Here is a 20,178-nt window from a genome sequence, read left to right on the forward strand (position 1 = left end):
CCCGGGGAGGAAATGCCTGGCCAGGATCGTGATCATGGTTCAGGATGACCGGCATGACTGCCGCAGAACGCTCCGAACCCGCCATCGACGCCGCCGAACGCCCCATGCTGGAGGGCTGGCTGGACTACCACCGCGAGACGCTCGCCATGAAGTGCGCGGGCCTCACGGACGCCCAGCTGCGCGAGGCGTCCGTACCGCCCTCCGCGTTCTCCCTGCTCGGTCTCGTACAGCATCTGGCCGAGGTGGAGCGCTTCTGGTTCCGCGAGATCCTGGCGGGCGAGGAGCTGCCGGACCTCTACTCCACCGAGGAGGACCCGGACGGGGACTTCAAGGTCGCGGAGTCCGCCACCTGGGCCGGGACGGAGTCCGTCTGGCGGGCTGAGACAGCCGCGGCCCGGAAGAGCGCCGCCGCGTACGGTCTGGACGATCTGTCCCGGGGCGTCGGTTCGGCGGGCAAGCCGTTCAACCTGCGCTGGATCTATACGCACATGATCGAGGAGTACGCCCGCCACAACGGCCACGCCGACCTGGTGCGGGAGCGCGTCGACGGCGCGACCGGCGACTGACCGCTCCGGCCGCCCGCCCCGCCGTACTGCGGGGCCGGGCCGTGGCGCCGTGCTGACCGGGTCACTCGTGCGGGCCATTCCTCGCCCTCGGGCTGCCCGGACGCCTGCCCGCACCGCAGAGTTGGCCGCGTGCAGCGAACCAGATTCACCACGAGACTCCTGGTCGGATTAGCCGTCACGGCCGTCTCCGGTTGCGTGTCGGTCGAGCCGCAGGCGGGCCCACGGCAGCCTCCCGAGAGCAGCAGACCGGTGCAGGACGTGTTCCCGCAGGTCGTGCAGGAGCCCGGCCGCGAGGCGCTGGAGACCATCGTGGAGCCGAGCCCGTCGCCGGGCAGACCCGCTTCCCCCGCTCCTCGGCAGGCGGGGCGGGCCGCACCTCCCCCGGCGCCCCGGCCGGCCGAGCGGGCCTCGCCACCACCGCGACGGACACCGCCCCGGCAGGTGCCGCACATTCCTCCCGGCGTCCTGCCGTCCCTGCCGCAGACCCGGGGCGGCGTGCACGACGTGTGCGCGCTCGGCCGGGGGTACGGCGGCTGGCACGCGGGCAGCAGGGAGTCCAGGATCTGCGAGGAGACGTACGGCCGCTGAGCGCCTCCTCAAGGAGCCGGCGGGATCCGGGCCGCCCCCGCCCCGCTACCCCCGCCTCACTGCCCCCGCATCCGCAGCTCCAGCCGCTCGATGGCGGCCCGCACTCCCCCGCCGTAACCGTCGTCGTCCAGGACGCCCGCCGTGTCCCGGGCCTGGCGCAGATGGATGCGGGCCGCGTCGGGGCGCTGGAGCTTGAGGTAGTCCGCCGCCAGGTTGAGGTGCAGCGAGGGGTAGAACGCCTGGACCGCCAGGGAGTCCCGGTGCTCGGCGGGCCGCTCGTCGCTCAGCCCCTCGGCGGCCGTCAGGGCCCGCAGGTCCCAGGCGAGCTCGTCGCCGGGGTCGTCCTGGGTGTCGGCCATGTAGTGCGCGAGGGTGCAGCGGTGCAGGGCGTCGCCGTCGGCGCCGAGCTCCGCCCAGAGGAGGCCGAAGCGGTTGCGGGCCTCCTCCCGGTCACCGCCGTGGAGCAGCATGACCGCCTGGCCGATCCTGGTCATGACGGCGTCCTCGGACGCCTCCTGCTGCTCCACCACTGCGGTCTCCTCTTGGCCCGTCAAGCCGGTCGCGGTCCCTTCGACGCTAGCGCCGGTGGTCCGCAATCCCGCTCAGGCACGGGCGGCGGCCCGGTCGGCCTCAGCCGAGGTCGGGGATGCGCCAGTCGATCGGCTGGTGGCCCTGGGCCGCGACGGCCTCGTTGATCTGCGTGAAGGGCCGGGAGCCGAAGAACTTCTTCGCGGAGAGCGGGGAGGGGTGGGCTCCCTTCACCACGATGTGGCGCTCCTCGTCGATCAGGGGGAGCTTCTTCTGGGCGTAGTTCCCCCAGAGCACGAAGACGGCCGGGTCGGGCCGGTCGGCCACGGCGCGGATCACCGCGTCGGTGATCTTCTCCCAGCCCTTGCCCTTGTGCGAGTTGGCCTCGCCGCCGCGCACGGTGAGCACCGCGTTCAGCAGGAGCACGCCCTGTTCGGCCCACGGCATCAGATAGCCGTTGTCCGGGACCGGCAGGCCGAGCTCCTGCTGCATCTCCTTGTAGATGTTGCGCAGGGAGGGCGGTGTCTTCACGCCGGGCCGCACGGAGAAGCAGAGCCCGTGCCCCTGGCCCTCGCCGTGATACGGGTCCTGGCCGAGGACGAGGACCTTGACCTTGTCGTACGGCGTGGCGTCCAGGGCGGCGAAGACCTGCTCGCGCGGCGGATACACCGGCCCCTTGGTCCGCTCCTCCTCGACGAAGTCCGCCAGCTCCTTGACGTACGGCTTCTGCAGTTCTTCGCCGAGGACGCCGCGCCAGGACTCGGGCAGCAGGTCGATATCGGTCACGTCCACAACCTCCGGTGAGCAACAGGTTCTTGATCCCAGAACCTACCGCCCACCACTGACAACGGGCCCGGGGAGGCCGCCTCCCCGGGCCCGTACATCCGCTACCAGCTGGCCTTGCGGTACAGCTCCCACATCTGCATCACGGTCTGCGGGTCCAGTGCGCGCTCGCCGCCGCCGATGTCCTCGCCCGAGGCCACGTACAGCTTGCCCTGCCAGAGCGGCAGCAGCCGGACGTCCTCGACGAGGATCTGCTGGGCCCGCTCGAACTGCTTGCTGACCGCGCCCCGGTCGCTCTCCTGCCGCGTGGAGGGGATCAGCTGCTGGGTGATCTCCTTGTTGCGGTACGGGGTTCCGGTGACGCTCTCCTCGCCGACGAAGGGGGCGATGAAGTTGTCCGGGTCCGGGAAGTCGGGGAACCAGCCACGGCCGAAGACGGGGTAGTCGCCCTGGGTGAAGCCCTCCTGGAAGGTCTTCCAGGGGGCGCTCTCCAGCGTGATGTCGAAGAGCGCCGTCTTCTCCAGCTGCCGCTCCAGCTCTTCGAACTCGGGCTGCGTGGAGGAGCCGTACCGGTCGGTGGTGTACCAGAAGGTCATCTTCACCGGCGCGGTGATCCCGGCGTCGGTGAGGAGCTCCTTCGCCTTCTTCACATCCGGATCGCCGAAGGTGTCGAAGAAGCTGGTGGTGTGCCCGGAGATGCCCTTGGGGATCATCGAGTAGAGGGGTTCGGCGGTGCCCCGGTAGACCTTGGCGACCAGGGCGTCCCGGTCCACGATGTGGGCGATGGCCTTGCGGACGGCGGGCTTGGCGGCGGCCGGGTCCTTCGGGTTGAAGACGAGGAAGCGGATGTCCGCGCCGGTGGTCTCGATGATCTGGAGGCCGTTGTTGCCCTCCTTCTTGTCCTCCAGGCCGACGACCTCCTCGGCGGTCAGACCGCGGTAGGTGGCGTCGATCTCCTTGGACTTGAGCGCGTTCACCATGTCGCTGGACTTCTCGAAGTACCGGATGGTGACCGCGTTGTTCTTCCGGTTGGCGAAGCCCTTGTAGTCGGGGTTCTTCGTCAGCTCGGCGGTGACGCCGGCCTCGTAGGAGTCCAGGAGGTAGGGCCCGGAGCCGGTGACCTTGCCGTCGTCGCGGATCTTGTCCTTGGGGTAGTCGCCGGGGGCGACGAGGGACATGGCGGGCGTGGCCAGGATGAACGGGAAGGTGGCGTCGGACTTGTTCAGGTGGAAGATGACGGTGTCGTCACCCTTGGTCTCGATCCGGTCGAGCGAGCCGAGCATGCCGGCCGGGCCGCCCTTGAAGTGGATGTCCACGATCCGGTCGATGGAGTACTTCACGGCCTCGGCGTCGAGCTTCTCGCCGTTGGAGAACTTGAGGTTCTTCTTGAGCGTGCACCGGTAGGCCATGCTCGTGGCGTCGGTGAACGTGCAGGTGTCGGCCGCGTCGGGCTCGGGGCTCGTACTGCCGGTGGGGAAGCTCACCAGGGTCTGGTAGATGTTCCGCATCAGCTCCCAGGAACCGTCCCAGGCCGCCGCGGGGTCCAGGGTGGACGGGGAGCTCGTCGTCCCGACGGCTATCTTCTGGTTCTCTTCCGATCCGCTGTCGGAAAGAAGACCGCAGCCTGCCAGCAGAGAAAGGGATGCTAGGGCTGCAGCGGCCTGCAGACTGGCCCGGTAGAACACGTGCACGCTCCTCGATCAGCCATGGGTCGGCAGACCATACCGCAGCGCCCCGCCGGAACAATCCGTCGGTCCAGCGGGGCACTTGAGTCAATCAGGGCCAAACCGGTTCAGGCCACTCTCAGCCCACGCCGGCGTTGAGGAAAATTCCTCCGTCGACCACCAGGGTCTGCCCGGTGATCCAGTCCGACTGTGCCGAGGTCAGGAAGGCCGCGGCACCCCCGATGTCCTCGGGGACACCGAGCCTGCCGAGCGGATAGGCGGCAGCCGCCTCCGCCTCGCGGCCCTCGTAGAGCGCCTCGGCGAACTTCGTCTTGATCACCGCGGGGGCGATCGCGTTGACCCGGACGACCGGCGCGAACTCGTGCGCCAGCTGGGCGGTCAGGTTGATCATGGCCGCCTTCGACATCCCGTACGCGCCGATGAACGGCGAGGGGGCGACACCGGCGACGGAGGCGATGTTGACGATCGCCCCGCCGTTCTCCTTCTGCCAGGCCTTCCAGGTCTGCTGGGCGAAGCCGAGCGCCGAGATCACGTTGGTCTCGTAGACCTTGCGGGCCACGTTGAGGTCGAGCTCGGCCATGGGGCCGAAGACCGGGTTGGTCCCCGCGTTGTTCACCAGGTAGTCGACCCGGCCGAACGCCTCCATGGTCCGCTCGACCGCTGCCGCCTGGTGGGCCTCGTCGTGGGCCTTGCCCGGGATGGCGATGACCCGGTCGGCGCCGAGCCGCTCCACGGCCTCCTTGAGGGCGTCCTCGCCCCGTCCGGTGATGGCCACCCGGTCGCCGCGCGCGACGAACGCCTCGGCGATCCCGTAGCCGATGCCCCGGCTCGCGCCCGTGATGAGGGCGACTTTTCCGCTGTCCTGCACCGTCATGTCGTTCGCTGCCCTTCGGGTCAGTTGAGGGGGCCGCCGGCCACGTAGATGACCTGGCCGGAGACGAAGCCGGCGTCGTCACCGGCGAAGAAGGCGATGGCGTTCGCGACGTCCTCGGGGCGGCCGACGCGCTGGACCGGGATCTGGGTGGCGGCGGCGGCCTGGAACTCCTCGAAGCCCATGCCGACGCGGGCGGCGGTCTGCGCGGTCATCTCGGTGACGATGAAGCCGGGAGCGACGGCGTTGGCGGTGACGCCGAACTTGCCGAGCTCCTTCGCGAGGGTCTTGGTGAGGCCCTGGAGCCCCGCCTTGACGGCGGAGTAGTTGGCCTGGCCGCGGTTGCCGAGGGCCGAGGAGGAGGACAGCGAGACGATCCGGCCGAACTTGGCCTCCACCATGTGCGCCTGGACGGCCTTCGCCATCAGGAACGCACCCTTGAGGTGGACGTTCATCACGATGTCCCAGTCGGACTCGCTCATCTTGAACAGCAGGTTGTCGCGGAGCACGCCCGCGTTGTTCACGAGGATCGTCGGGGCACCCAGCTCGGCGGCGACCCGCGCGACGGCGGCTTCCACCTGGGCGCTGTCCGACACGTCACAGCCGACGGCGAGCGCGGTGCCCCCGGCGGCGGTGATCTTCTCGACGGTGTCCTTGCAGGCCGCCTCGTCGAGGTCGAGTACGGCGACGGCGCGGCCCTCGGCCGCCAGGCGTACGGCGGTGGCGGCGCCGATGCCCCGCGCCGCTCCCGTCACGATGGCGACGCGCTGCTCGGTGGTGGACATGCTTAGTTCTCCTCGCCCTTGGATAGCGGCCCAGCGGACGTCGTGGCCGTTCCCTGACAGAGAGGCCCGATGACTGAGCAACCGCTTAGTACCTTCAGCAGTCGAGACGCTAGAAGCCCTGGCACCCGGTGTCAACGGCGCGCGGCCCGGGGGGCCGCACGTCACACTCGGCGGCCCCGCCCGCGAACCGGGCTCAGCGCACCAGCAGGCCGAACAGCCGCTCCACCTCACCGGCCGGGTCGGTGGTGAGCCCGCTGTGCACGGCGCCGGGCTGGACGACCGTGGAGCGCGGCGCGATCAGCCAGCGGAAGCGCCGCCCGGCGTCGTCACCGGCCGCCTGACCGGCCCCCTCCCCGCCGCCGCAGACCCCTTCGACCGCGCGGAGGGCGGCCCGTACGCCCACCACGTCGGCGTCGGGGTCCAGCGCCCTCAGCTTCACCTCGTCCAGGTGCGTACGGGCGGCGACGAAGGAGTGGGCCCGGCAGTAGACGAGCACCCCCGCGTTGAAGCACTCCCCGCGCTCGACCCGGGGGACGACCCGCAGGAGCGCGTACTCGAAGACGTCGCGGCGCGTCATCGGCCACCCTCCTGGCCGGTACGGGCGGCTGCCGCGGCGCGGTCCTCACCGGCCGGCTGAGGCCGGGGTGGCAGGCGTTCGGTGAGCCAGCCCGGGGCCTGCGAGGGCCGGTTCGCGGCCGGCGCGTCCAGGGTGATCCGCTCGTGGATGGTGGCGGCCCGCGCCAGCAGCGGCGCCACATAGGCCCGGCGCAGCTCGTCGGTGGAGGAGAACCCGGGCTCGTCGGCCAGCCAGGCGTCGGGGACGTCGGCGGCCACCTCGGTGAGCAGCTCCTCGGTGACCAGCGGGGCGAGCTCGGCGGCCGCGGCCGCGATGTCCGGGGCGAAGGGGGCCAGGACATGGTCGGAGGCGTTGTACGGCTTCGCGGCCGAGGCCTGGGCGCCCGGCCAGTTGTGGTGCCAGATCATGGTGGCGCCGTGGTCGATGAGCCAGAGGTCGCCGTGCCAGACCAGCATGTTGGGGTTGCGCCACGAGCGGTCGACGTTGTTGATCAGCGCGTCGAACCAGACGACCCGCCCCGCCTCGGCCGCGCCCACCTCGTAGGCGAGCGGGTCGAAGCCGAGCGAGCCCGGCAGGTAGTCCATGCCGAGGTTCAGTCCGCCGCTCGCCTTGAGCAGCTCCTGCACCTCCTGGTCGGGCTCGGCGAGACCGATGACCGGATCGAGCTCGATGGTCACCAGTTCCGGCACCCGCAGCCCCAGCCGCCGCCCCAGCTCACCGCAGATGACCTCCGCGACGAGCGTCTTGCGGCCCTGGCCGGCTCCGGTGAACTTCATGACGTACGTACCGAGATCGTCGGCCTCGACAATCCCGGGGAGCGATCCACCCTCCCGCAGGGGCGTGACATAGCGGGTCGTTACGACCTTTTGCAACACTTTCCCAGGCCACCCATCTCTTCAACCTTGCAATCCACGGAAGTCGTCTCCGGAGCGTAGAGGCCGGGAACACAGGTCAACAGCGCTGGGGAGAATCTGGGGAGTTTCGACTAGCAAGCTGATACCCCGCGCTCCCCAAGCAGACCGTCGATGGTGCCGCGCCCCTTGCTTCCGGCCTCCGGCATGAAGTGAGCATAGTAACCGAGAGTGATCGCAGGCGAGGAGTGTCCGAGCCACCGAGCCAGGGTCACGACGGACTCTCCGGCTTCCAACATGATCGAGGCGTAGGTGTGCCGAAGCACATGGAAGCCGTCCTTCGGAGCCGCCGCCCACTGCCAGGCTTTCGCCCCCTCGGCGCGCGGCGGGATGACGCCCGCCTTGGCCAAGGCGGGCTTCCAGGTGTAGGTGTTCCATGTGTTCACCGCGACAGCGTTGCCGAAGCGCGTGGTGAGCAGCAGGGAGAACTTCTTCCTCTCCCCCTCCGGCTTGCCCCACGGCAGCTCTACTTCTACCGGCGGGAACGCTTCGATGTGACGCTTGAGTTCCTCGGCTACCGAAGGGGGCAGATCCACCGTGCGGATCTTCTTCCCCTTCGGCAAGGCGAAGTACAGCCTCCCGTGAATCGCCTGCACTTGGCGCCGAACGTGCAGCAGGCCGCGCCCGTGGTCGATGTCCTCGGGACTGAGCCCGAAGACCTCCCCCTGGCGGAGTCCGCACCCCAGGCCGACTACGACGGCGATCCTGTTCCGCTCACTGATGGCATCGCGGACGCGCAGTGCCGTGTCCATCGGCCACGCGTCGCGCCGCTCCCGTGGCGACTTGGGCCACCGCACGGATTTCGCGTGCATCGGGTTGCGCGCCAGGCGCTTGTCGTCTACGGCCGCTTCCAGGATGGAGGAGAGCTCGGACAGGATGCCGCGCTGGTAGTCGACTGACGAGACTGTCGACTCCAACTTGGTTATGAACGCGCGCAGATCCGTTGCAGCGATGCTCCTGAGCGGAAGCTGGCCCAGGTGCGGGACAATATGGAGACGCCACCTACGCTCCTGACCGTCCTGGGTCTTCGGAGCACCACCTCGCCCTGGTGCCCAGTGCGTCGCGATGTAGTCGGCCAGCGTAATGGACCCGTCGCGCGGGTCTACGAACTCGCCTCGCTCCTCGTCCGTGGCCGCCCGGCGAAGCCACGCCTTGGCATCCTCCAGCACCTCAAAGGATCGGTCTCGCACCCCAGGTATGCCAGCGACCTTGTACCGCTTGCCTTTACCGTAGCGAGCGGTCTTCTCCCTTCTCCCGGTGACCGGATCCTTCTTCTTCTTGAGCCACCGATCCTCGATATAGCCGGCCAAACAAGTCTCCTTTCAAGAGGGTACGAACCCGTCCGACAACATTCGATGCGTCAAGCACCGGGGTTCCCACGTCGCTGCGGAGCCGCGCTGAGTGGGTTCAAAGCAGGGTTGGAGCGAGAGTCCGCTCGTTCCTGGTCATGAATCCAGGCGTCGAGGGCCGTCCGCCGATACATGACGCGACCACGAGGACCCATGCGAAAGCTCGGCGGGCCCTGCCGTCGATGCCGCCAGACATAGAGGGTGTGCGGTGATATGCCGAGGTACGCGGCGGCATCCTTTACGTTGAGAAAGCAGGCGCGGCCCGCGCTGGCGGGGTCAGGCACAGCTGAGGGAGCGAGCAGCGATCGAGTAGGCATGGAGCGCTTCCTGTGAGAGACGAAAGAGAACGGGCACGGGCAGCCCACGTCCACTACGGCTCCACCGCCAAGCACAGCCGGATGCGAACACCTGAATGGTCCTGACGATCGCCGGTTTGGCTAACCGGCGATCGTCGGCTATGTTGCGCGCGCCCCGCCGATGAGGTCGCAGTACCTCGGATGGGTTTCCGTCAGTAAGCCAACCGGTACGAGCTCAGGGCCGGTGAGGCACCGTCTGCAACGAGCACCAGCGAACCGTCAGCTACTAGGCGATCCAGATTTCGCGCTACGCGGCGCTCGGGAACATTCACGGCCCGGGCCACGTACCTCCTCGCGGCCCGGGTGCGCTGCAATATGCACGAGAACTGCGCGGTCGCGATACCAGACGCACGGACCTCCTACGCAGAAACCACTCCAGGCCGCCAATCCCACAAGTCTGGGATTGCAATCTCTCCCTCCATTCCTGTCGATCACCTCCTCGTCCGCCTTGGCATTTTCGGGATGTTGTACGTTGACATGCTCCCGGCCTAGGTTCCAGTCTCTTGCCGTCAATCCTCGTCTGCCGTAAGCGAATGCCCGCTACCACCCCGCCGGGAAGTCGGCCACTTTGGGCGCGATAGGAAGTCCCTCCAAATGAGCATGCGGGGGGCGCCGGTCGCGATCCGCAGTCGCTGTCCGCTATTGCTGTGATGCGGACCGGATGAGGCACTGGTCCAGGGCCAGCCGGGAGGAAGCGCCGAATGTTCGGGAAAATCCCCGCATCCTCGTCTGCGGATGCGTCATGATCACGGGCATGCACCCTCGTGACGAAGAGATATGGCGGGCGATCGACCAGGGCCGCCGGGCGATCGACTGGGAGGCGTGGTTCGGTTGCCCGGAGGGTGCCGGCTACCTCTCCCCCGCAGGTCATCAGGTGACCGCCCGCGCCGTGGCCGGACTCACCGCGTTCTTCAACAGCCGCTGGCTGCCCAAGGCCGTGGTCCCCTCCCCCGCCCCGGGTCGGGCCAGCGACACCTTCGTCGGTCTGGGCCGACACGCCCCGGTGCTCCAGTTCATGGACGGAGCCGCCCCGGGAGCATGGGTGGAAGCAGTGCGGTGGTGGGCCGCATACGCCTATCTGGAGGAAGCCGCGGTGCCGGGCATTGCCTCGGTCAAGCGGGATGCACGCTGCGACGTCACCCTGTCCCGGTTCCTGCATTCCCAGACACAGGCCCGGCTCGCGCTCATGGGGGCGGCCCACGGACTCAGGGTCGAGCTGGAGCCGGCAAAAGCCAGTGGCGGCCCCGGCGATGTTCGTATCGGCCCCGTCTTCATCGAGGTCGTCACCTTCGCCGAAGATCAGAAGTTCCAGGACTACGAGAGGTTCCGCGAGAACGTCCGGGCTCATCTCTTCGCCCTGGACAGGGGCCGTGACATCTACTGGGAAGGTGACCTCCCCGAACTCCTCAGCGGCGGCGACTTCGAGACCTGGAAGAAGCGGACCGAGGAGGCCGCCCAACAGTGCGCGGCCTTGGAGGCCGCGGTCGATGTCCTCAGCAGCGCCGGGAGGCGGCTGACCGTCCACCCTGGCACGGCTCCCCAGGGCACCACCCTGACCGGGGACACCGTGGAGAGCGACCAGGGCAGGCGGCTCCTAAGCAAGGTGCACGGCAAGTGCGCCAAAACGGCGGGGGCAGGCACCGCCTGGATCTGGGTGGAGGACCACAGCGGTCTCTTCCACTTCCCGACTCCCTTCGCCGAGATGTCGCTCGCCGCCAAGACCGATGCGCTCGCGGACCTGTTGGGGCCGCTCCTGGCGGAGTACGTTCACGTCGCCGGGATCGTCGTCTCCAACGCGGCCCGCCGACGCCTGCCGCTTCCGCCGAACGAGGACGCGCTCCGCCCCGCCGCACAGGGCTTCCGGCGAGGACTGCCCCTCGACCGGGTCCGGGAAACGATCATGATCCCCCGACGAATCCTTCTGCCTGAACAGACCAGTCTGATCGCCCGAATGTGCGACGCCGAAGCTAATGCGCTCGACTGGGCTCTGGGGAAGCTCGGTGTTCCCCACGGTGTCGCATCGCTGCTGGCCGACTCCTCGACGCCGCAGCGGGTTTCTCCTCTGTGGACACCGTGAGCTTGCCGAGGCGGTAAGGCGGCTTGGAGGCGCCGTGCTTGAGTCCGGTGAGGGTGGGACGGTAAGGCTAGGTCGTAAACTCCTCGTGCGGGATGGCCCGTTCCCAGACGGCCTCGAACGCGGCGATCACCATCTTGACCGTGGCCGAGTCCTCGTTGAACTCGTGACCCGCCCACTCGCCAACACCGGTGAACCAGTGGAACAGCATGAGACGGCCGTCGATCGGCCAGAGGTCGTTGCCGGGGCAGCAGGGCTCTAGGCCGAACGCTAGAGGATGTTCCAGGGGAGCTGCGTGTCCCTCCTCCTGAGCCCGTCGAATCGCCGCCGGATCTCGCTCAAAGACTCAGGAGCATGTCGAACTTTTCGTGCGTTAGTGGTGATCATGCGCAGCTCCCGAATATCACGCAAAACCGAGTAGCCGGCGTATTTCGTTACGTCCCACCCGTAGGTGCTCGCGAAGGCTTGGTAGTGAGCTTGGCCGTAGCCGAACCGCCGACAGTGGACTTCGACCGTGACGAGGTCCCATTCCGGCTGACCATGGGCGACCGTGTCCCAGTCGCACAGCACCGCAGATCCGTCGGTGGTGTGCAACGCGTTTCGGTGCTGTGGGTCGCCCTGCATCAGTCCGGGGGGAAGCGCGAAGTCGACTCCCCACAATGCCCCCTCGAGTCGGTCTGCCTCCTCCTCCATGTATCGGATGGCTGCGGCAGGGAGACATGTGATCGCGGTCAGTGAGCGGCGGATCGCACGGATGTTGTCGTGCTCAGCAAGGGCGATCGGGGGCGGAGGCAGCGAGTGGAGCGCCTTGAGGGGACCGGCCAGCTGCCCGGCCGCCACCGGGTGCTCGGGTTGTGGCAGGTAGGTCCAGAAGGTGACAGAGTGCCCATCGACGATCAGCGGCTGATCGCAGGGGTGCAGCGGGGCGGTAGGAAAGCCTGCTTCGATGAGCCAGCGTACGAAGGTAACTGTGCGCGCAACGCTCTCGACGTCCGTTCCCTTCCGAGCGATCTTGGCCACCACCTGCTCCTTCTCCAGGAGGAGAACCGCGTTGGTGTGACCGCGCAGCAGACGCGCATCACGGCTGTCGAGGCCGGCCTTCGCGCAGGCCCGCTCTAGTACCTGGTACATCTCGAACTCGTCGAACCCACCCGGGGCCGGCGTGATTGTCATGTCGCACAGGCTTACCGACACGGGCCGTCCTGTCACATCCGGCCTGGCGGAAGCTCGATGATCTCAAGAAGCTCGCGCGCCGCCCGGCCTGTCCGTATAGCCGACGGAAGGACCTGTACAACCTCGCGGGCTCTTTCCTCCACGATCGGTGTGCGGTGGGCGGGGTCCATCCGCAGGAAGGTGGCGCCGGCCAGCTGGCACGCCTCGTCAGGGCTTCGGTCCCGCGCGTAGCAGATGGCTGCTTCAAGCCGGAGGAGGGCAGGATCGATCCCTGTCTTGTCCTGGTAGAGGACGAGCGCCTGATCCTGGACTTGGCGGGCCTCGCGCGTGTGCCCGAGGGCGGTCAGCGTCCCGCTCTTGTAGAGCAGGTAGCGGCGCTCCGGAAAGGCGAAGGCATCGTCCGCCGAGTCTCCGCCGAACTGTTCAAACACCTTCGTCGCGTAGCGCAGTGCGGCCTCGGCCTCGGCCTCGGCGCCAAGCTTGGCCAGGGCCCGCGCCTCTGCTGCTGCCGAGAAGGCGTGCGTGGCGCTGGTTCGTGCTCTGCTGCTGATCGCCCTGGCCTCCCGGCACAGATTCACCGCCTGGGTGATCGGACCGTAGTAGAAGGGCAGCATCGCGGCCTGAGCCCTGACGCGAGCTCGAAGCTCCGAGTTTCCGCTGTCGTCCGCAGCGGTACGCGCTGTGGCGTACCAAGATCGCGACCGCGTGAGGTCTCCAAGTTTCATGAGTGCGTCGGCAGTCAGCGTGGAGAGCATCGCAGTCAGCTCCGAGAGCCGAACTTGGACGGCGGCTGGCTGTCGGCATGCGGCCAGCTCCTCGGCCTCGGCAAGGAGGTCCAGAAGGCGGGTGAGCATCAGGGCCGGCGGGGTGGAGATGTACTCCTGGCTGGCCCAAAGGACCATCTCGTCGATGTGGTCCAGCTGGTTGGAGTTGACCGTCGCGGAGGCCAGGGTACGGTCCACCGCACGCCGCGCGGCGTCAACCCTGTGCGAGAGGTGCTCGGCAGCCGTCGGGATCCGCTCGCCGATGGCGGACATGGGGGTGATCTCGGCGCGGTGCCCATGCCGGGACTCTGCTCGGAGGACGATGCCAGCGACGGCCTCGGTGTCTTCCAGGCCCAGCCCCCCGGGCGAGCAGCCATAGAAGGCGGCGAGCACGAGCACGGTGGAACGAAGCGGTTGATGCCCTCCCGTTTCCCAGAGCCGCAGCTGTTCCACGGTGACCCGGGGGGCCCTGTCCAGGTCAGAGACGAGCTCGCGGATCTGGTCCGCTGCCTCGGTCAGGGTGAGGCCCATGGCCAGACGCTGTGCGCGCAAGGGGGAGACGGAGCAGTGCGTCTGAATCGTGCGGGCGATCTCGTCGGTTGACTGTCCGCGTTCGGCACCGCTCTCGCGTAACCGCTTTGCGCAGGACGGACGATGGGGTCCAGGGCCACGTCGCATGGAGTTGATTCCCTTCGAACTCGCCGACCAGCGTACTGACATGCTGTCCGCTCTGTTTCAAGAAAACGCGGCTCCGTCAAGTACGGCCCTGGAAATACGTGAAGCGTCACGCAAGCCGGTCACGTTTACGTGAACCGTCACGGTTGCCGCTCCTAGTGCACGGGGGCAACTCTTGCCCTCCTCGGGCTTCCCGAGACCACAAGCGGCTCGCCGGCCACGACACCTGACGGTCTTGGCTCGTGAGCCTGCGGGTGCCGCCACGCTCCGGACATCGGCCGGCGGCACCCGCCATCCAGGATTGGGGGTGCGCTCAATGACGTCGACTCGGAAGACCGGACAGTTCCTCGCTGTCCTGGCGCACGGTGTCGAGGCGGAAATGGCTACGATCCATCTCGCGAACTCGGGACAGGCCGTGCCCCAGTCGCGGCAGTTCCTTCAGAAAGAGCTCTTGGGTTGGGGATTCAGCCGCAAGGATGAGCTGACGGACCGCGTCCTTCTCGTGGCCAGCGAGCTGGTGACGAACTCCGTGCTTCACGGGCGAACTCGGCCAGCGGGAGAGACCGAAACGCTCGGGCTGTCGCTCTCCGTCAAACCCGGCGCGGCACTCGGCATCCTGGTGACTGACAACTCGCCGAATGTTCCCGCGCCGGTGTTCCGGCCCGACACCGCGGACGGTGGACGCGGTCTCCGGCTCGTCTCCGCGATTGCCGACCACTGGACGGCGGCTCCCGCGACACGTGACGGAGAGGTTGTCGGCAAGGGAGTGTGGGCCTTCTTCCGCTGGCCGGGCGAGGCGGAAGTACCACTCGTAACGAGCGGTACGTCGCCTACAGCGACCAGGACACCCTGCGGTGGATCCTCGCCACCCAGCTCGTCCGCGATCTCACCGGCTGCGAGCCGGTCGATGACCTCGACCCCCCGCTCAGGGCCGGGCAGGCACACGCCAGCCCCGCCGTGGGCCTCCCCTTACACGATGTGAAGGACGACAGCCCGTCATGACCACGCCCCTGCCGGAGCGCACCCTCCTCCTCGGACCGCCCTACGGGCATGTCCGGAACGCCCTGCGCGAACTCCTCATGGTTGAGCGGGCCGCGCCCGAAGCCAGCACAACTGTGGCACCGGTGCCCGTACAGCTGACCGATCTGGCTGACCAATGGGTGAAAGCCGCACACGCATGCGTCGCGGACATGGGGTCGGTGACGCAGCGCACCCGGTGGCAGGCCCTGATCGCGGCCGTCGAGACGAGGCAGGGCACCCACGCACCGGCCGGGACCGACGTGCCCGCGCTCTGCACGGCCCTTCGGAATCTCCTTCTCGCGATGCTGGAGTACAGCCGGTTGGAGCCGCCCGTGACCGGGATCAGCGACTACCTGCGTGGCCGGATCGCGGACGGCACCTGTCCGTCCGGCTCCCTGCTGGGAGCACGGCGTACCGCCGCCGAGCTGTGTCTCGCTCCCGTGTCCGTTGTGCGGGTCAAGCTGGCACTCGCGGACCTGGAGGTGGAGGGCCTGGTCGAATCGAACCGCACCGGCACACGGGTCACCGGCGCCCCCGCAGGGCGCTCGGAGCGCTCCGCGCAGGTGGCTCAGTGGCTGCGCACCCTGATCCGGGAGGGCGTCTACCCGCCGGGCTCGGCGCTGCCCCGGGTGGCCGATCTCACCCGCCCCCTGGTTACCCCGAGACCGGTCATCTCCTCGGCCGTGGCCCTCCTGTACGACGAGAGAACCGTGCGCTCCGGGGTGGGCAACCGGGCCGTCGTCGTACGGGATCCCGGGTTCGCCGTCGCCGCGCCCCTCGCCCTCACCACCGTCGGCCTGCGCCTGACGCTCGCCGGCTCGGCCGGGAGCGACACCAGCCCCCAGCGGGTCCGCGAGACCTGCCGCCGGGCCCGGTCCTGGTGTCACCACCGCATCACTCCAGCCCCCGGCAGGGTGCCCCATACCCACCGCACCCTGACCAGCATGGCCGCCCATCTGATCCCGGCCCCCCACGCCCACCACCAGACCCCCCAGGCCGAGGCGACGATGCGGCGAGCCGCCGTCACCGCACTCGCCCCTCAACCCGATGATCCGCAGGAGCAGTTGCGGCGCACAGCGTGCCTGGCCGCCGCCGTCCTCGAACTCCAGGATCTGGCAGGGGACTCCGCATGACCACGCCACCGATCGGGCTCCTGCCGGGCCCGCGCCGGCCGGACTTGGCCGCCGAGCTGATCCACTGCCTGGACGCGGCACGGGAGCACTGGCAGCGCCTCGCCCGCCAGCCCTTAACCGCCCGGCCGGCCGGGCTCGGTCCGGGCCGCCACACCGATTACCGCAACGCGGTGTTCCTCGGTCGGCTGATTGGCGACTACGGATGGCCCGACCTGCCCCTCGTCGGCCAGGACGCGGCCGAAGCCGCCTACCTGATCGCGCTGCACGCCGACCCCCGCCGGGACATTCAGGTCGCCGCGATGCGCGAGATGTACCAGGCCGTACACCGGGGCACCGCGTCGAAGCGGGACTGGGTACACCTGCACGACCGGGTCCTGTGCGCGGACGGGGCACCGCAGGTCTACGGCACGCAGCACCAGCTCGGCCCCGACGGTATCCCGGTCCGCCTGCCCGTCCGAAACCCGGAGGAGCTGGACGAGCGGCGGTCGGGGGTCGGGCTGCCCCCGGCGGCCGAGGCCCTGGCCACTCTCCGGCAGAAGCTCGCCGCCGAACCGCCCACCCACGCCGCGGCCGACGACCTGCCCACCGCCAACCTGACCGCCGCAGCATGACCGTGGGCACGGGCGACCGCTCCCCCATACCCCCACTCCGCCGTTCCCCGTACGTGACCTGAAGGGATTCTGATAACGCCGACGCCGCTGACCGTGGTCTGCTGGAACTTAGAGCGCAACGGCAAGGGCGACCCGGATATCCGACGGGCCGCCGACGAGATCCTGCGCCGCCTTGAGCCGGACATCGTCCTGCGGCAGGAGATGCTCGGCGCTGACGCGCGCGGCCACACGGTCTTCAACGAGCAGTGCCAGGCACTCGGGATGCGCGGCGTTCTCGGTCCCGGAGCCTGCACCGCCATCTTCTACAACCCGGAGCAGTTCGAGCTCGTGCGCGACTGGTCCACCGACCGCACCCCGGGCTTCGTCCTACCGCCCACCATCATCACCGTGCGCCTCACGGAGGCCGGGCCCGACGCGGTGCCCTTCAACCTCGCCAGCTACCACCTCGCCTACGGCAGTGCCCAGCAGCGCCTGCTGGAGGCCGAGTGGATGACCACCTGGGCCGACAAGGGGTGGACGGCCCCGGACGGCTGCCAGATCGTGCTGCCCTTCGCGGGCGGCGGCGACAACAACAGCTGCCCGGAGCCAGGCGCACCGGGCGACCTGCCCCTGCCCGTCCTCTCCGAAATCAGGGACCGGCCTCACCGTCTCCACCGCTCGCGCCGAGGCCCGGATGGTGTCCGCGTTCCTGACACCGAACCGGACCACACGCTCCGCGAAGCGGGCCTCGAAGACGTCGCCCGCTACTGGGCCGAGAAGGGCAACCCTGCCGCGCTGTCCCGCACCGTGAACGGCACTGCGACCCACGGCCCCGACACCCGGATCGACCGCATCTACGTCACCACCAGCCTCCTGCCCGCCGTGATCGGCGTCGAGGTTTTCGAGGTGCCGCTCGACGCGTCCGACCACCACGTCGTCGTCTGGAGGGTGAACCGCAGCGCTCTCGTCGACATGCTCACCAACTACGCGTTGTTTGCCCGCACCTGACCTTCTGAACTCCGCCGTACGGCCTTGAACTGTGCCAGGGCCGTACGGCGGACACGGGGTTGCCCCAGTACGCAGCGTCCGCGTCCCTTCCTCGCAGGACCACGGACTGAGGGAACGGCGCCCTCGCGCCCCGGTCGATTCGGACTTGAACACCCCGACTCGACCGGCCCGCTGTTCGTCTCCGCCCCGGCTGAGGGTCCGGGGCGGAGACGAACAGGCCCGCCGGGAACAGATCCCCGGCAGCCGAACCCGCTGCCCTTCCTCGGCCGAGGCGGGGCAGCACCGACCGAAAGGACTGTTGCAACCCATGAAGACCAGCAACGCAGTTCTCATCGCGGCCGCATCTGTTGCGGCTGTCGGCGTCGCCCACCTCGTCCAGAAGGACCGGCAGCACAAGCAGACCATCGACGCGACACTCTCGCGCATCCAGATCGATTGGCTGGCGCGGACCTCCCAGGATGAGCAGGAGGCCGCGCGTTGGGCGCCCGAGGGGATCGAGCCCAAGCAGTACCAGCGGATGCTGTCCGGCAACCGGCTGCTCTGCCAGTTCAGCCTCCGCTGGAGGCTGGGCCTGGTCACCCGCCGCCAACTGGACCTTTTCGCGGGCCACGCGATGGAGAGCGCCACCTGCCGCGACTACTGGAAGCAGTTCGGCTCGCTCCGAGTGGCCGAGGCCGTGGGTGACGAGAAGAGCGAAGTGTTTAACCAGGCCATCGGCGACGCCTACACCCGCGCCACGAACCTGGCCGCGTAGCAGACGGACGCCAAAGGGCTGTCCCATTCCGGCCTGCCGGGACGGGACAGTCGAACCCCAACCCCCGCGTCGACGTGTCCGGTCGTCAGCGTTCCGGAGAGGACTCCTCTCCGGAACGCCAACGAGTCACTTGGAGTAGTCATCACTCGAACCGTAATGCAGGGCAGCCAGGTTCATGACCCGCCGGCCAACCAGTCAGACCAGCTCGCCTTGGACGTTTCCCTACTGGTGGTCGACGCAGCGGAAGCCGGTGTCGTTGTCTTTCATCGACTCGACGGCCGTGTTGAGCAGCAACGGTGCTGCCCGGGCGATCGGGGACGTGAAGGCCGAGCCTTTCAGGTGGTATCGGCCGTTGCCGGGCTCTTCTGCGGTGGAGCACCACTCCCATACGTTGCCGCAGAGGTCGAAGACTCCGAACGGGCTGGCTCCGGACTGGTACCGCGAGACAGGGGTTGTGGTGTCGATCCCGGCCTCGGCTGTGTTCGCCTTGGCTGCCGTCGGCTCATTTCCCCAGGGGTAGATGCGTCCCCGCGGTCCGCGGGCGGCCTTCTCCCACTGCTGCGCGGAGGGCAGGGACTTGCCGGCCCATCGGGCGTACGCGGTCGCGTCGTGCCACGTCACCCACACCACGGGGTGCGTGGCAAGCGTGACGGGGCAGCGGCCATCGGGCCAGTGCTGGGGTGGCCGATGTCCGGTGGCCAGCACGAACTTTGCGTAGTCCTCATTGGTCGTCGGGTAGACATCCATGAGGAATGGCTCCAGCCATACCGAGTGGTTGCCGGGGCCGGAGAGGTAGATGCCTTCTTCGACGAGGGCCATGACCTTTCCGTCGACCGGATGCCGACGCGTGGTCGGATCCCTTCGCAGCAGTTCCTCGGCGCGCTGGTCGTGTTCAACAGCGGCGCGTTCGGTCATGAGCTCGGCGAACCGCTGCTGGACATCAGGCGGAGCTTGGGCGAGGAGCGTGTCCAGGGCCGACTGGTTGTCGAGTTCGAGTTCGATCGTTTCCCCCCGACTCTTCCATCGTGGGATCTGGCGAGGGTTCACACCGACCTGATCGGCGAAGTCCTTCTGCTTGCTGCGCATTGCGACGCGCAGCAACTCGGCCTCCCGCCCTGTCCACCTGAGTACCCGTGCCATGGTCTTGCTCTACAGGATTTCGCCGGGGATCGACAGGTACGTCTCCTGCAGGTGCCTCAACACCGGGTGATCTACGGGGAACTCGGTGTCGTCGATCGCGGCGAGGGGACGTACGCCGATCGAGGTATTCGTGGCGAAGGCCGCGGCCATTCCCTTCGCCTGCTCCAGGGTGACGGTCGCGGTGCGGTGGTCGCCTCGCTGCTGGAGCAGGGTCATGGTGACGCCGGGAAGTACAGGAGCCTCGGGCCACACGACGGTACCGGCTTGGTCCACGAACGCCACGTTCCAGGTTCCGCCTTCGGAGACGAAACCGTCGCGGCCGACGAACAGGGCGTCGTCGTAATCCGCCCTCTGAGCCGAACCCCGGGTGTGCAGGGCACCGAAGAGGCCGGTGTGCTTCACCTGCGGCAGGTCGCGCTCGTATACCTGGCTCTGGGCTCGCAAGGGGGCCGGAGGCAGTGTGCCGGCGCCGCGAACGGACACGAGTATGTGCGGCTCGTTGGCGGCGGCCGGGCGACCCATCTCGATCCCCGGATCGTAGATGGTGACTCGCACGACGCACGGGAGTGTCTGTCCCTCCAGCGCCTGGCGGACGCACTCGCGGACCCGGCCGATGTCCAGGGCCGCGCCCCACACGATCGTGCAATCACGTGTGAGGCGTTCCAGGTGAAGGGCCAGACCGCGGATGCTGCCGTCGGCGTCGACGCGCATGGACGTGAAGTGCCCAACGTTCGTGAGTGCCAGGGGAAGCAAGTCGTCTGCGGATACGGGCTTTCCATTGAGTGTCGCCATGCGGCCCAGCATGTCAGGACCACCTACTCCGATGGCACCCCAACCATGGTTACTGA

22 protein-coding genes and 1 pseudogene are annotated in these 20,178 nt (G+C 68.5%); 9 read left to right on the forward strand and 14 right to left on the reverse strand.

Translation table 11 applies throughout. The annotated features are described in order from the left end of the window. Window positions 1–44: 44 nt before the first annotated feature. Both IE264_RS24415 and IE264_RS24420 read left to right on the forward strand, forming a co-directional pair. Window positions 45–566, forward strand: a complete 522-nt coding sequence (locus tag IE264_RS24415) for a DinB family protein (RefSeq protein WP_015607229.1) — start codon at window positions 45–47, stop codon at window positions 564–566. 249 nt (window positions 567–815) lie between these two features. After that, a complete protein-coding gene (locus tag IE264_RS24420) occupies window positions 816–1,154 on the forward strand; it encodes a hypothetical protein (protein WP_308428523.1) in 339 nt (112 codons plus the stop codon). 56 nt (window positions 1,155–1,210) lie between these two features. Here IE264_RS24420 and IE264_RS24425 read toward each other — a convergent pair whose 3' ends face one another. From IE264_RS24425 to IE264_RS24465, 9 genes are all read right to left on the reverse strand, one after another. Continuing rightward, window positions 1,211–1,684, reverse strand: a complete 474-nt coding sequence (locus IE264_RS24425; RefSeq protein ID WP_032755251.1) for a tetratricopeptide repeat protein — start codon at window positions 1,682–1,684, stop codon at window positions 1,211–1,213. A 100-nt stretch (window positions 1,685–1,784) separates the two neighbouring features. Beyond that, a complete protein-coding gene (locus tag IE264_RS24430; protein ID WP_032755724.1) occupies window positions 1,785–2,468 on the reverse strand; it encodes a uracil-DNA glycosylase in 684 nt (227 codons plus the stop codon). 101 nt (window positions 2,469–2,569) lie between these two features. Beyond that, on the reverse strand, window positions 2,570–4,150 hold the full coding sequence (locus IE264_RS24435) for an ABC transporter substrate-binding protein (RefSeq protein ID WP_032755249.1): 1,581 nt from the start codon (window positions 4,148–4,150) through the stop codon (window positions 2,570–2,572). A gap of 118 nt (window positions 4,151–4,268) precedes the next feature. Continuing rightward, window positions 4,269–5,024, reverse strand: a complete 756-nt coding sequence (locus IE264_RS24440; protein ID WP_015607233.1) for an SDR family oxidoreductase — start codon at window positions 5,022–5,024, stop codon at window positions 4,269–4,271. Window positions 5,025–5,044: 20 nt separating this feature from the next. Beyond that, the gene (fabG, locus tag IE264_RS24445) at window positions 5,045–5,806 is read right to left on the reverse strand and encodes a 3-oxoacyl-ACP reductase FabG (RefSeq protein ID WP_015607234.1); all 762 of its coding nucleotides are present in this window, start codon (window positions 5,804–5,806) and stop codon (window positions 5,045–5,047) included. Window positions 5,807–5,999: 193 nt separating this feature from the next. Next, window positions 6,000–6,383, reverse strand: a complete 384-nt coding sequence (locus IE264_RS24450; RefSeq protein WP_015607235.1) for a DUF3037 domain-containing protein — start codon at window positions 6,381–6,383, stop codon at window positions 6,000–6,002. Beyond that, complete coding sequence (locus tag IE264_RS24455) at window positions 6,380–7,258, reverse strand: HipA family kinase (RefSeq protein ID WP_190167693.1); 879 nt, start codon at window positions 7,256–7,258, stop codon at window positions 6,380–6,382. The genes IE264_RS24450 and IE264_RS24455 overlap by 4 nt, the downstream gene beginning before the upstream one ends. A gap of 110 nt (window positions 7,259–7,368) precedes the next feature. Continuing rightward, on the reverse strand, window positions 7,369–8,604 hold the full coding sequence (locus tag IE264_RS24460) for a tyrosine-type recombinase/integrase (RefSeq protein ID WP_032755243.1): 1,236 nt from the start codon (window positions 8,602–8,604) through the stop codon (window positions 7,369–7,371). Between the two features lie 50 nt (window positions 8,605–8,654). Next, window positions 8,655–8,960: a helix-turn-helix transcriptional regulator gene (locus IE264_RS24465; protein WP_078657388.1), complete on the reverse strand. Its 306-nt coding sequence runs from the start codon at window positions 8,958–8,960 to the stop codon at window positions 8,655–8,657. Window positions 8,961–9,753: 793 nt separating this feature from the next. Here IE264_RS24465 and IE264_RS24470 point away from each other — a divergent pair. Next, the gene (locus IE264_RS24470) at window positions 9,754–11,076 is read left to right on the forward strand and encodes a hypothetical protein (RefSeq protein WP_190167694.1); all 1,323 of its coding nucleotides are present in this window, start codon (window positions 9,754–9,756) and stop codon (window positions 11,074–11,076) included. Between the two features lie 67 nt (window positions 11,077–11,143). On the opposite strand, the gene IE264_RS38715 is transcribed toward IE264_RS24470, so the two are convergent. Genes IE264_RS38715 through IE264_RS24485 form a run of 3 tightly spaced genes read right to left on the reverse strand, consistent with a single transcriptional unit; the run spans window position 11,144 to window position 13,730 of the window. After that, complete coding sequence (locus IE264_RS38715) at window positions 11,144–11,395, reverse strand: DUF6879 family protein (RefSeq protein WP_352396417.1); 252 nt, start codon at window positions 11,393–11,395, stop codon at window positions 11,144–11,146. Continuing rightward, the gene (locus IE264_RS24480) at window positions 11,344–12,246 is read right to left on the reverse strand and encodes a phosphotransferase (RefSeq protein ID WP_032755721.1); all 903 of its coding nucleotides are present in this window, start codon (window positions 12,244–12,246) and stop codon (window positions 11,344–11,346) included. The genes IE264_RS38715 and IE264_RS24480 overlap by 52 nt, the downstream gene beginning before the upstream one ends. A gap of 32 nt (window positions 12,247–12,278) precedes the next feature. Further along, a complete protein-coding gene (locus IE264_RS24485; protein ID WP_491590527.1) occupies window positions 12,279–13,730 on the reverse strand; it encodes a helix-turn-helix domain-containing protein in 1,452 nt (483 codons plus the stop codon). Between the two features lie 334 nt (window positions 13,731–14,064). On the opposite strand from IE264_RS24485, the pseudogene IE264_RS38720 reads away from it, so the two are divergent. The 6 genes and pseudogenes from IE264_RS38720 to IE264_RS24510 all read left to right on the forward strand — a co-directional run. Further along, window positions 14,065–14,400: pseudogene (locus IE264_RS38720) on the forward strand (ATP-binding protein); the annotation flags it as partial. Between the two features lie 53 nt (window positions 14,401–14,453). Beyond that, entirely contained in the window at window positions 14,454–14,687 is a 234-nt protein-coding gene (locus tag IE264_RS24490) for a hypothetical protein (RefSeq protein WP_032755239.1), read from the forward strand. Next, window positions 14,684–15,838: a GntR family transcriptional regulator gene (locus IE264_RS24495; RefSeq protein ID WP_032755236.1), complete on the forward strand. Its 1,155-nt coding sequence runs from the start codon at window positions 14,684–14,686 to the stop codon at window positions 15,836–15,838. The genes IE264_RS24490 and IE264_RS24495 overlap by 4 nt, the downstream gene beginning before the upstream one ends. Continuing rightward, a complete protein-coding gene (locus tag IE264_RS24500) occupies window positions 15,835–16,449 on the forward strand; it encodes a DUF6624 domain-containing protein (protein ID WP_032755234.1) in 615 nt (204 codons plus the stop codon). The genes IE264_RS24495 and IE264_RS24500 overlap by 4 nt, the downstream gene beginning before the upstream one ends. 93 nt (window positions 16,450–16,542) lie before the next feature. After that, complete coding sequence (locus IE264_RS24505) at window positions 16,543–17,436, forward strand: endonuclease/exonuclease/phosphatase family protein (RefSeq protein ID WP_229887726.1); 894 nt, start codon at window positions 16,543–16,545, stop codon at window positions 17,434–17,436. A gap of 307 nt (window positions 17,437–17,743) precedes the next feature. Beyond that, entirely contained in the window at window positions 17,744–18,190 is a 447-nt protein-coding gene (locus IE264_RS24510) for a DUF6082 family protein (protein ID WP_032755230.1), read from the forward strand. 222 nt (window positions 18,191–18,412) lie between these two features. On the opposite strand, the gene IE264_RS24515 is transcribed toward IE264_RS24510, so the two are convergent. Both IE264_RS24515 and IE264_RS24520 read right to left on the reverse strand, forming a co-directional pair. Continuing rightward, window positions 18,413–19,330: a formylglycine-generating enzyme family protein gene (locus IE264_RS24515; RefSeq protein ID WP_032755228.1), complete on the reverse strand. Its 918-nt coding sequence runs from the start codon at window positions 19,328–19,330 to the stop codon at window positions 18,413–18,415. Window positions 19,331–19,339: 9 nt separating this feature from the next. After that, window positions 19,340–20,134: an aminotransferase class IV family protein gene (locus tag IE264_RS24520; RefSeq protein WP_078657387.1), complete on the reverse strand. Its 795-nt coding sequence runs from the start codon at window positions 20,132–20,134 to the stop codon at window positions 19,340–19,342. Window positions 20,135–20,178: the final 44 nt, after the last annotated feature.

Origin of the sequence: Streptomyces microflavus (genome assembly GCF_014650075.1) — a bacterium.
In the GTDB taxonomy this organism is placed as follows: domain Bacteria; phylum Actinomycetota; class Actinomycetes; order Streptomycetales; family Streptomycetaceae; genus Streptomyces; species Streptomyces microflavus.

What these genes read in the sequence shown, in the direction of transcription:
- IE264_RS24495 (WP_032755236.1), top strand. Translation starts at nt 14,684, where the DNA reads ATGACCACGCCCCTGCCGGAGCGCACCCTCCTCCTCGGACCGCCCTAC.
- IE264_RS24440 (WP_015607233.1), bottom strand. Translation starts at nt 5,024, where the DNA reads ATGACGGTGCAGGACAGCGGAAAAGTCGCCCTCATCACGGGCGCGAGC.
- IE264_RS24500 (WP_032755234.1), top strand. Translation starts at nt 15,835, where the DNA reads ATGACCACGCCACCGATCGGGCTCCTGCCGGGCCCGCGCCGGCCGGAC.
- IE264_RS24415 (WP_015607229.1), top strand. Translation starts at nt 45, where the DNA reads ATGACCGGCATGACTGCCGCAGAACGCTCCGAACCCGCCATCGACGCC.
- IE264_RS24470 (WP_190167694.1), top strand. Translation starts at nt 9,754, where the DNA reads ATGCACCCTCGTGACGAAGAGATATGGCGGGCGATCGACCAGGGCCGC.
- IE264_RS24485 (WP_491590527.1), bottom strand. Translation starts at nt 13,730, where the DNA reads ATGTCAGTACGCTGGTCGGCGAGTTCGAAGGGAATCAACTCCATGCGA.
- IE264_RS24480 (WP_032755721.1), bottom strand. Translation starts at nt 12,246, where the DNA reads ATGACAATCACGCCGGCCCCGGGTGGGTTCGACGAGTTCGAGATGTAC.
- IE264_RS24520 (WP_078657387.1), bottom strand. Translation starts at nt 20,134, where the DNA reads ATGCTGGGCCGCATGGCGACACTCAATGGAAAGCCCGTATCCGCAGAC.
- IE264_RS24510 (WP_032755230.1), top strand. Translation starts at nt 17,744, where the DNA reads ATGAAGACCAGCAACGCAGTTCTCATCGCGGCCGCATCTGTTGCGGCT.
- IE264_RS24465 (WP_078657388.1), bottom strand. Translation starts at nt 8,960, where the DNA reads ATGCCTACTCGATCGCTGCTCGCTCCCTCAGCTGTGCCTGACCCCGCC.
- IE264_RS24515 (WP_032755228.1), bottom strand. Translation starts at nt 19,330, where the DNA reads ATGGCACGGGTACTCAGGTGGACAGGGCGGGAGGCCGAGTTGCTGCGC.
- fabG (WP_015607234.1), bottom strand. Translation starts at nt 5,806, where the DNA reads ATGTCCACCACCGAGCAGCGCGTCGCCATCGTGACGGGAGCGGCGCGG.
- IE264_RS24450 (WP_015607235.1), bottom strand. Translation starts at nt 6,383, where the DNA reads ATGACGCGCCGCGACGTCTTCGAGTACGCGCTCCTGCGGGTCGTCCCC.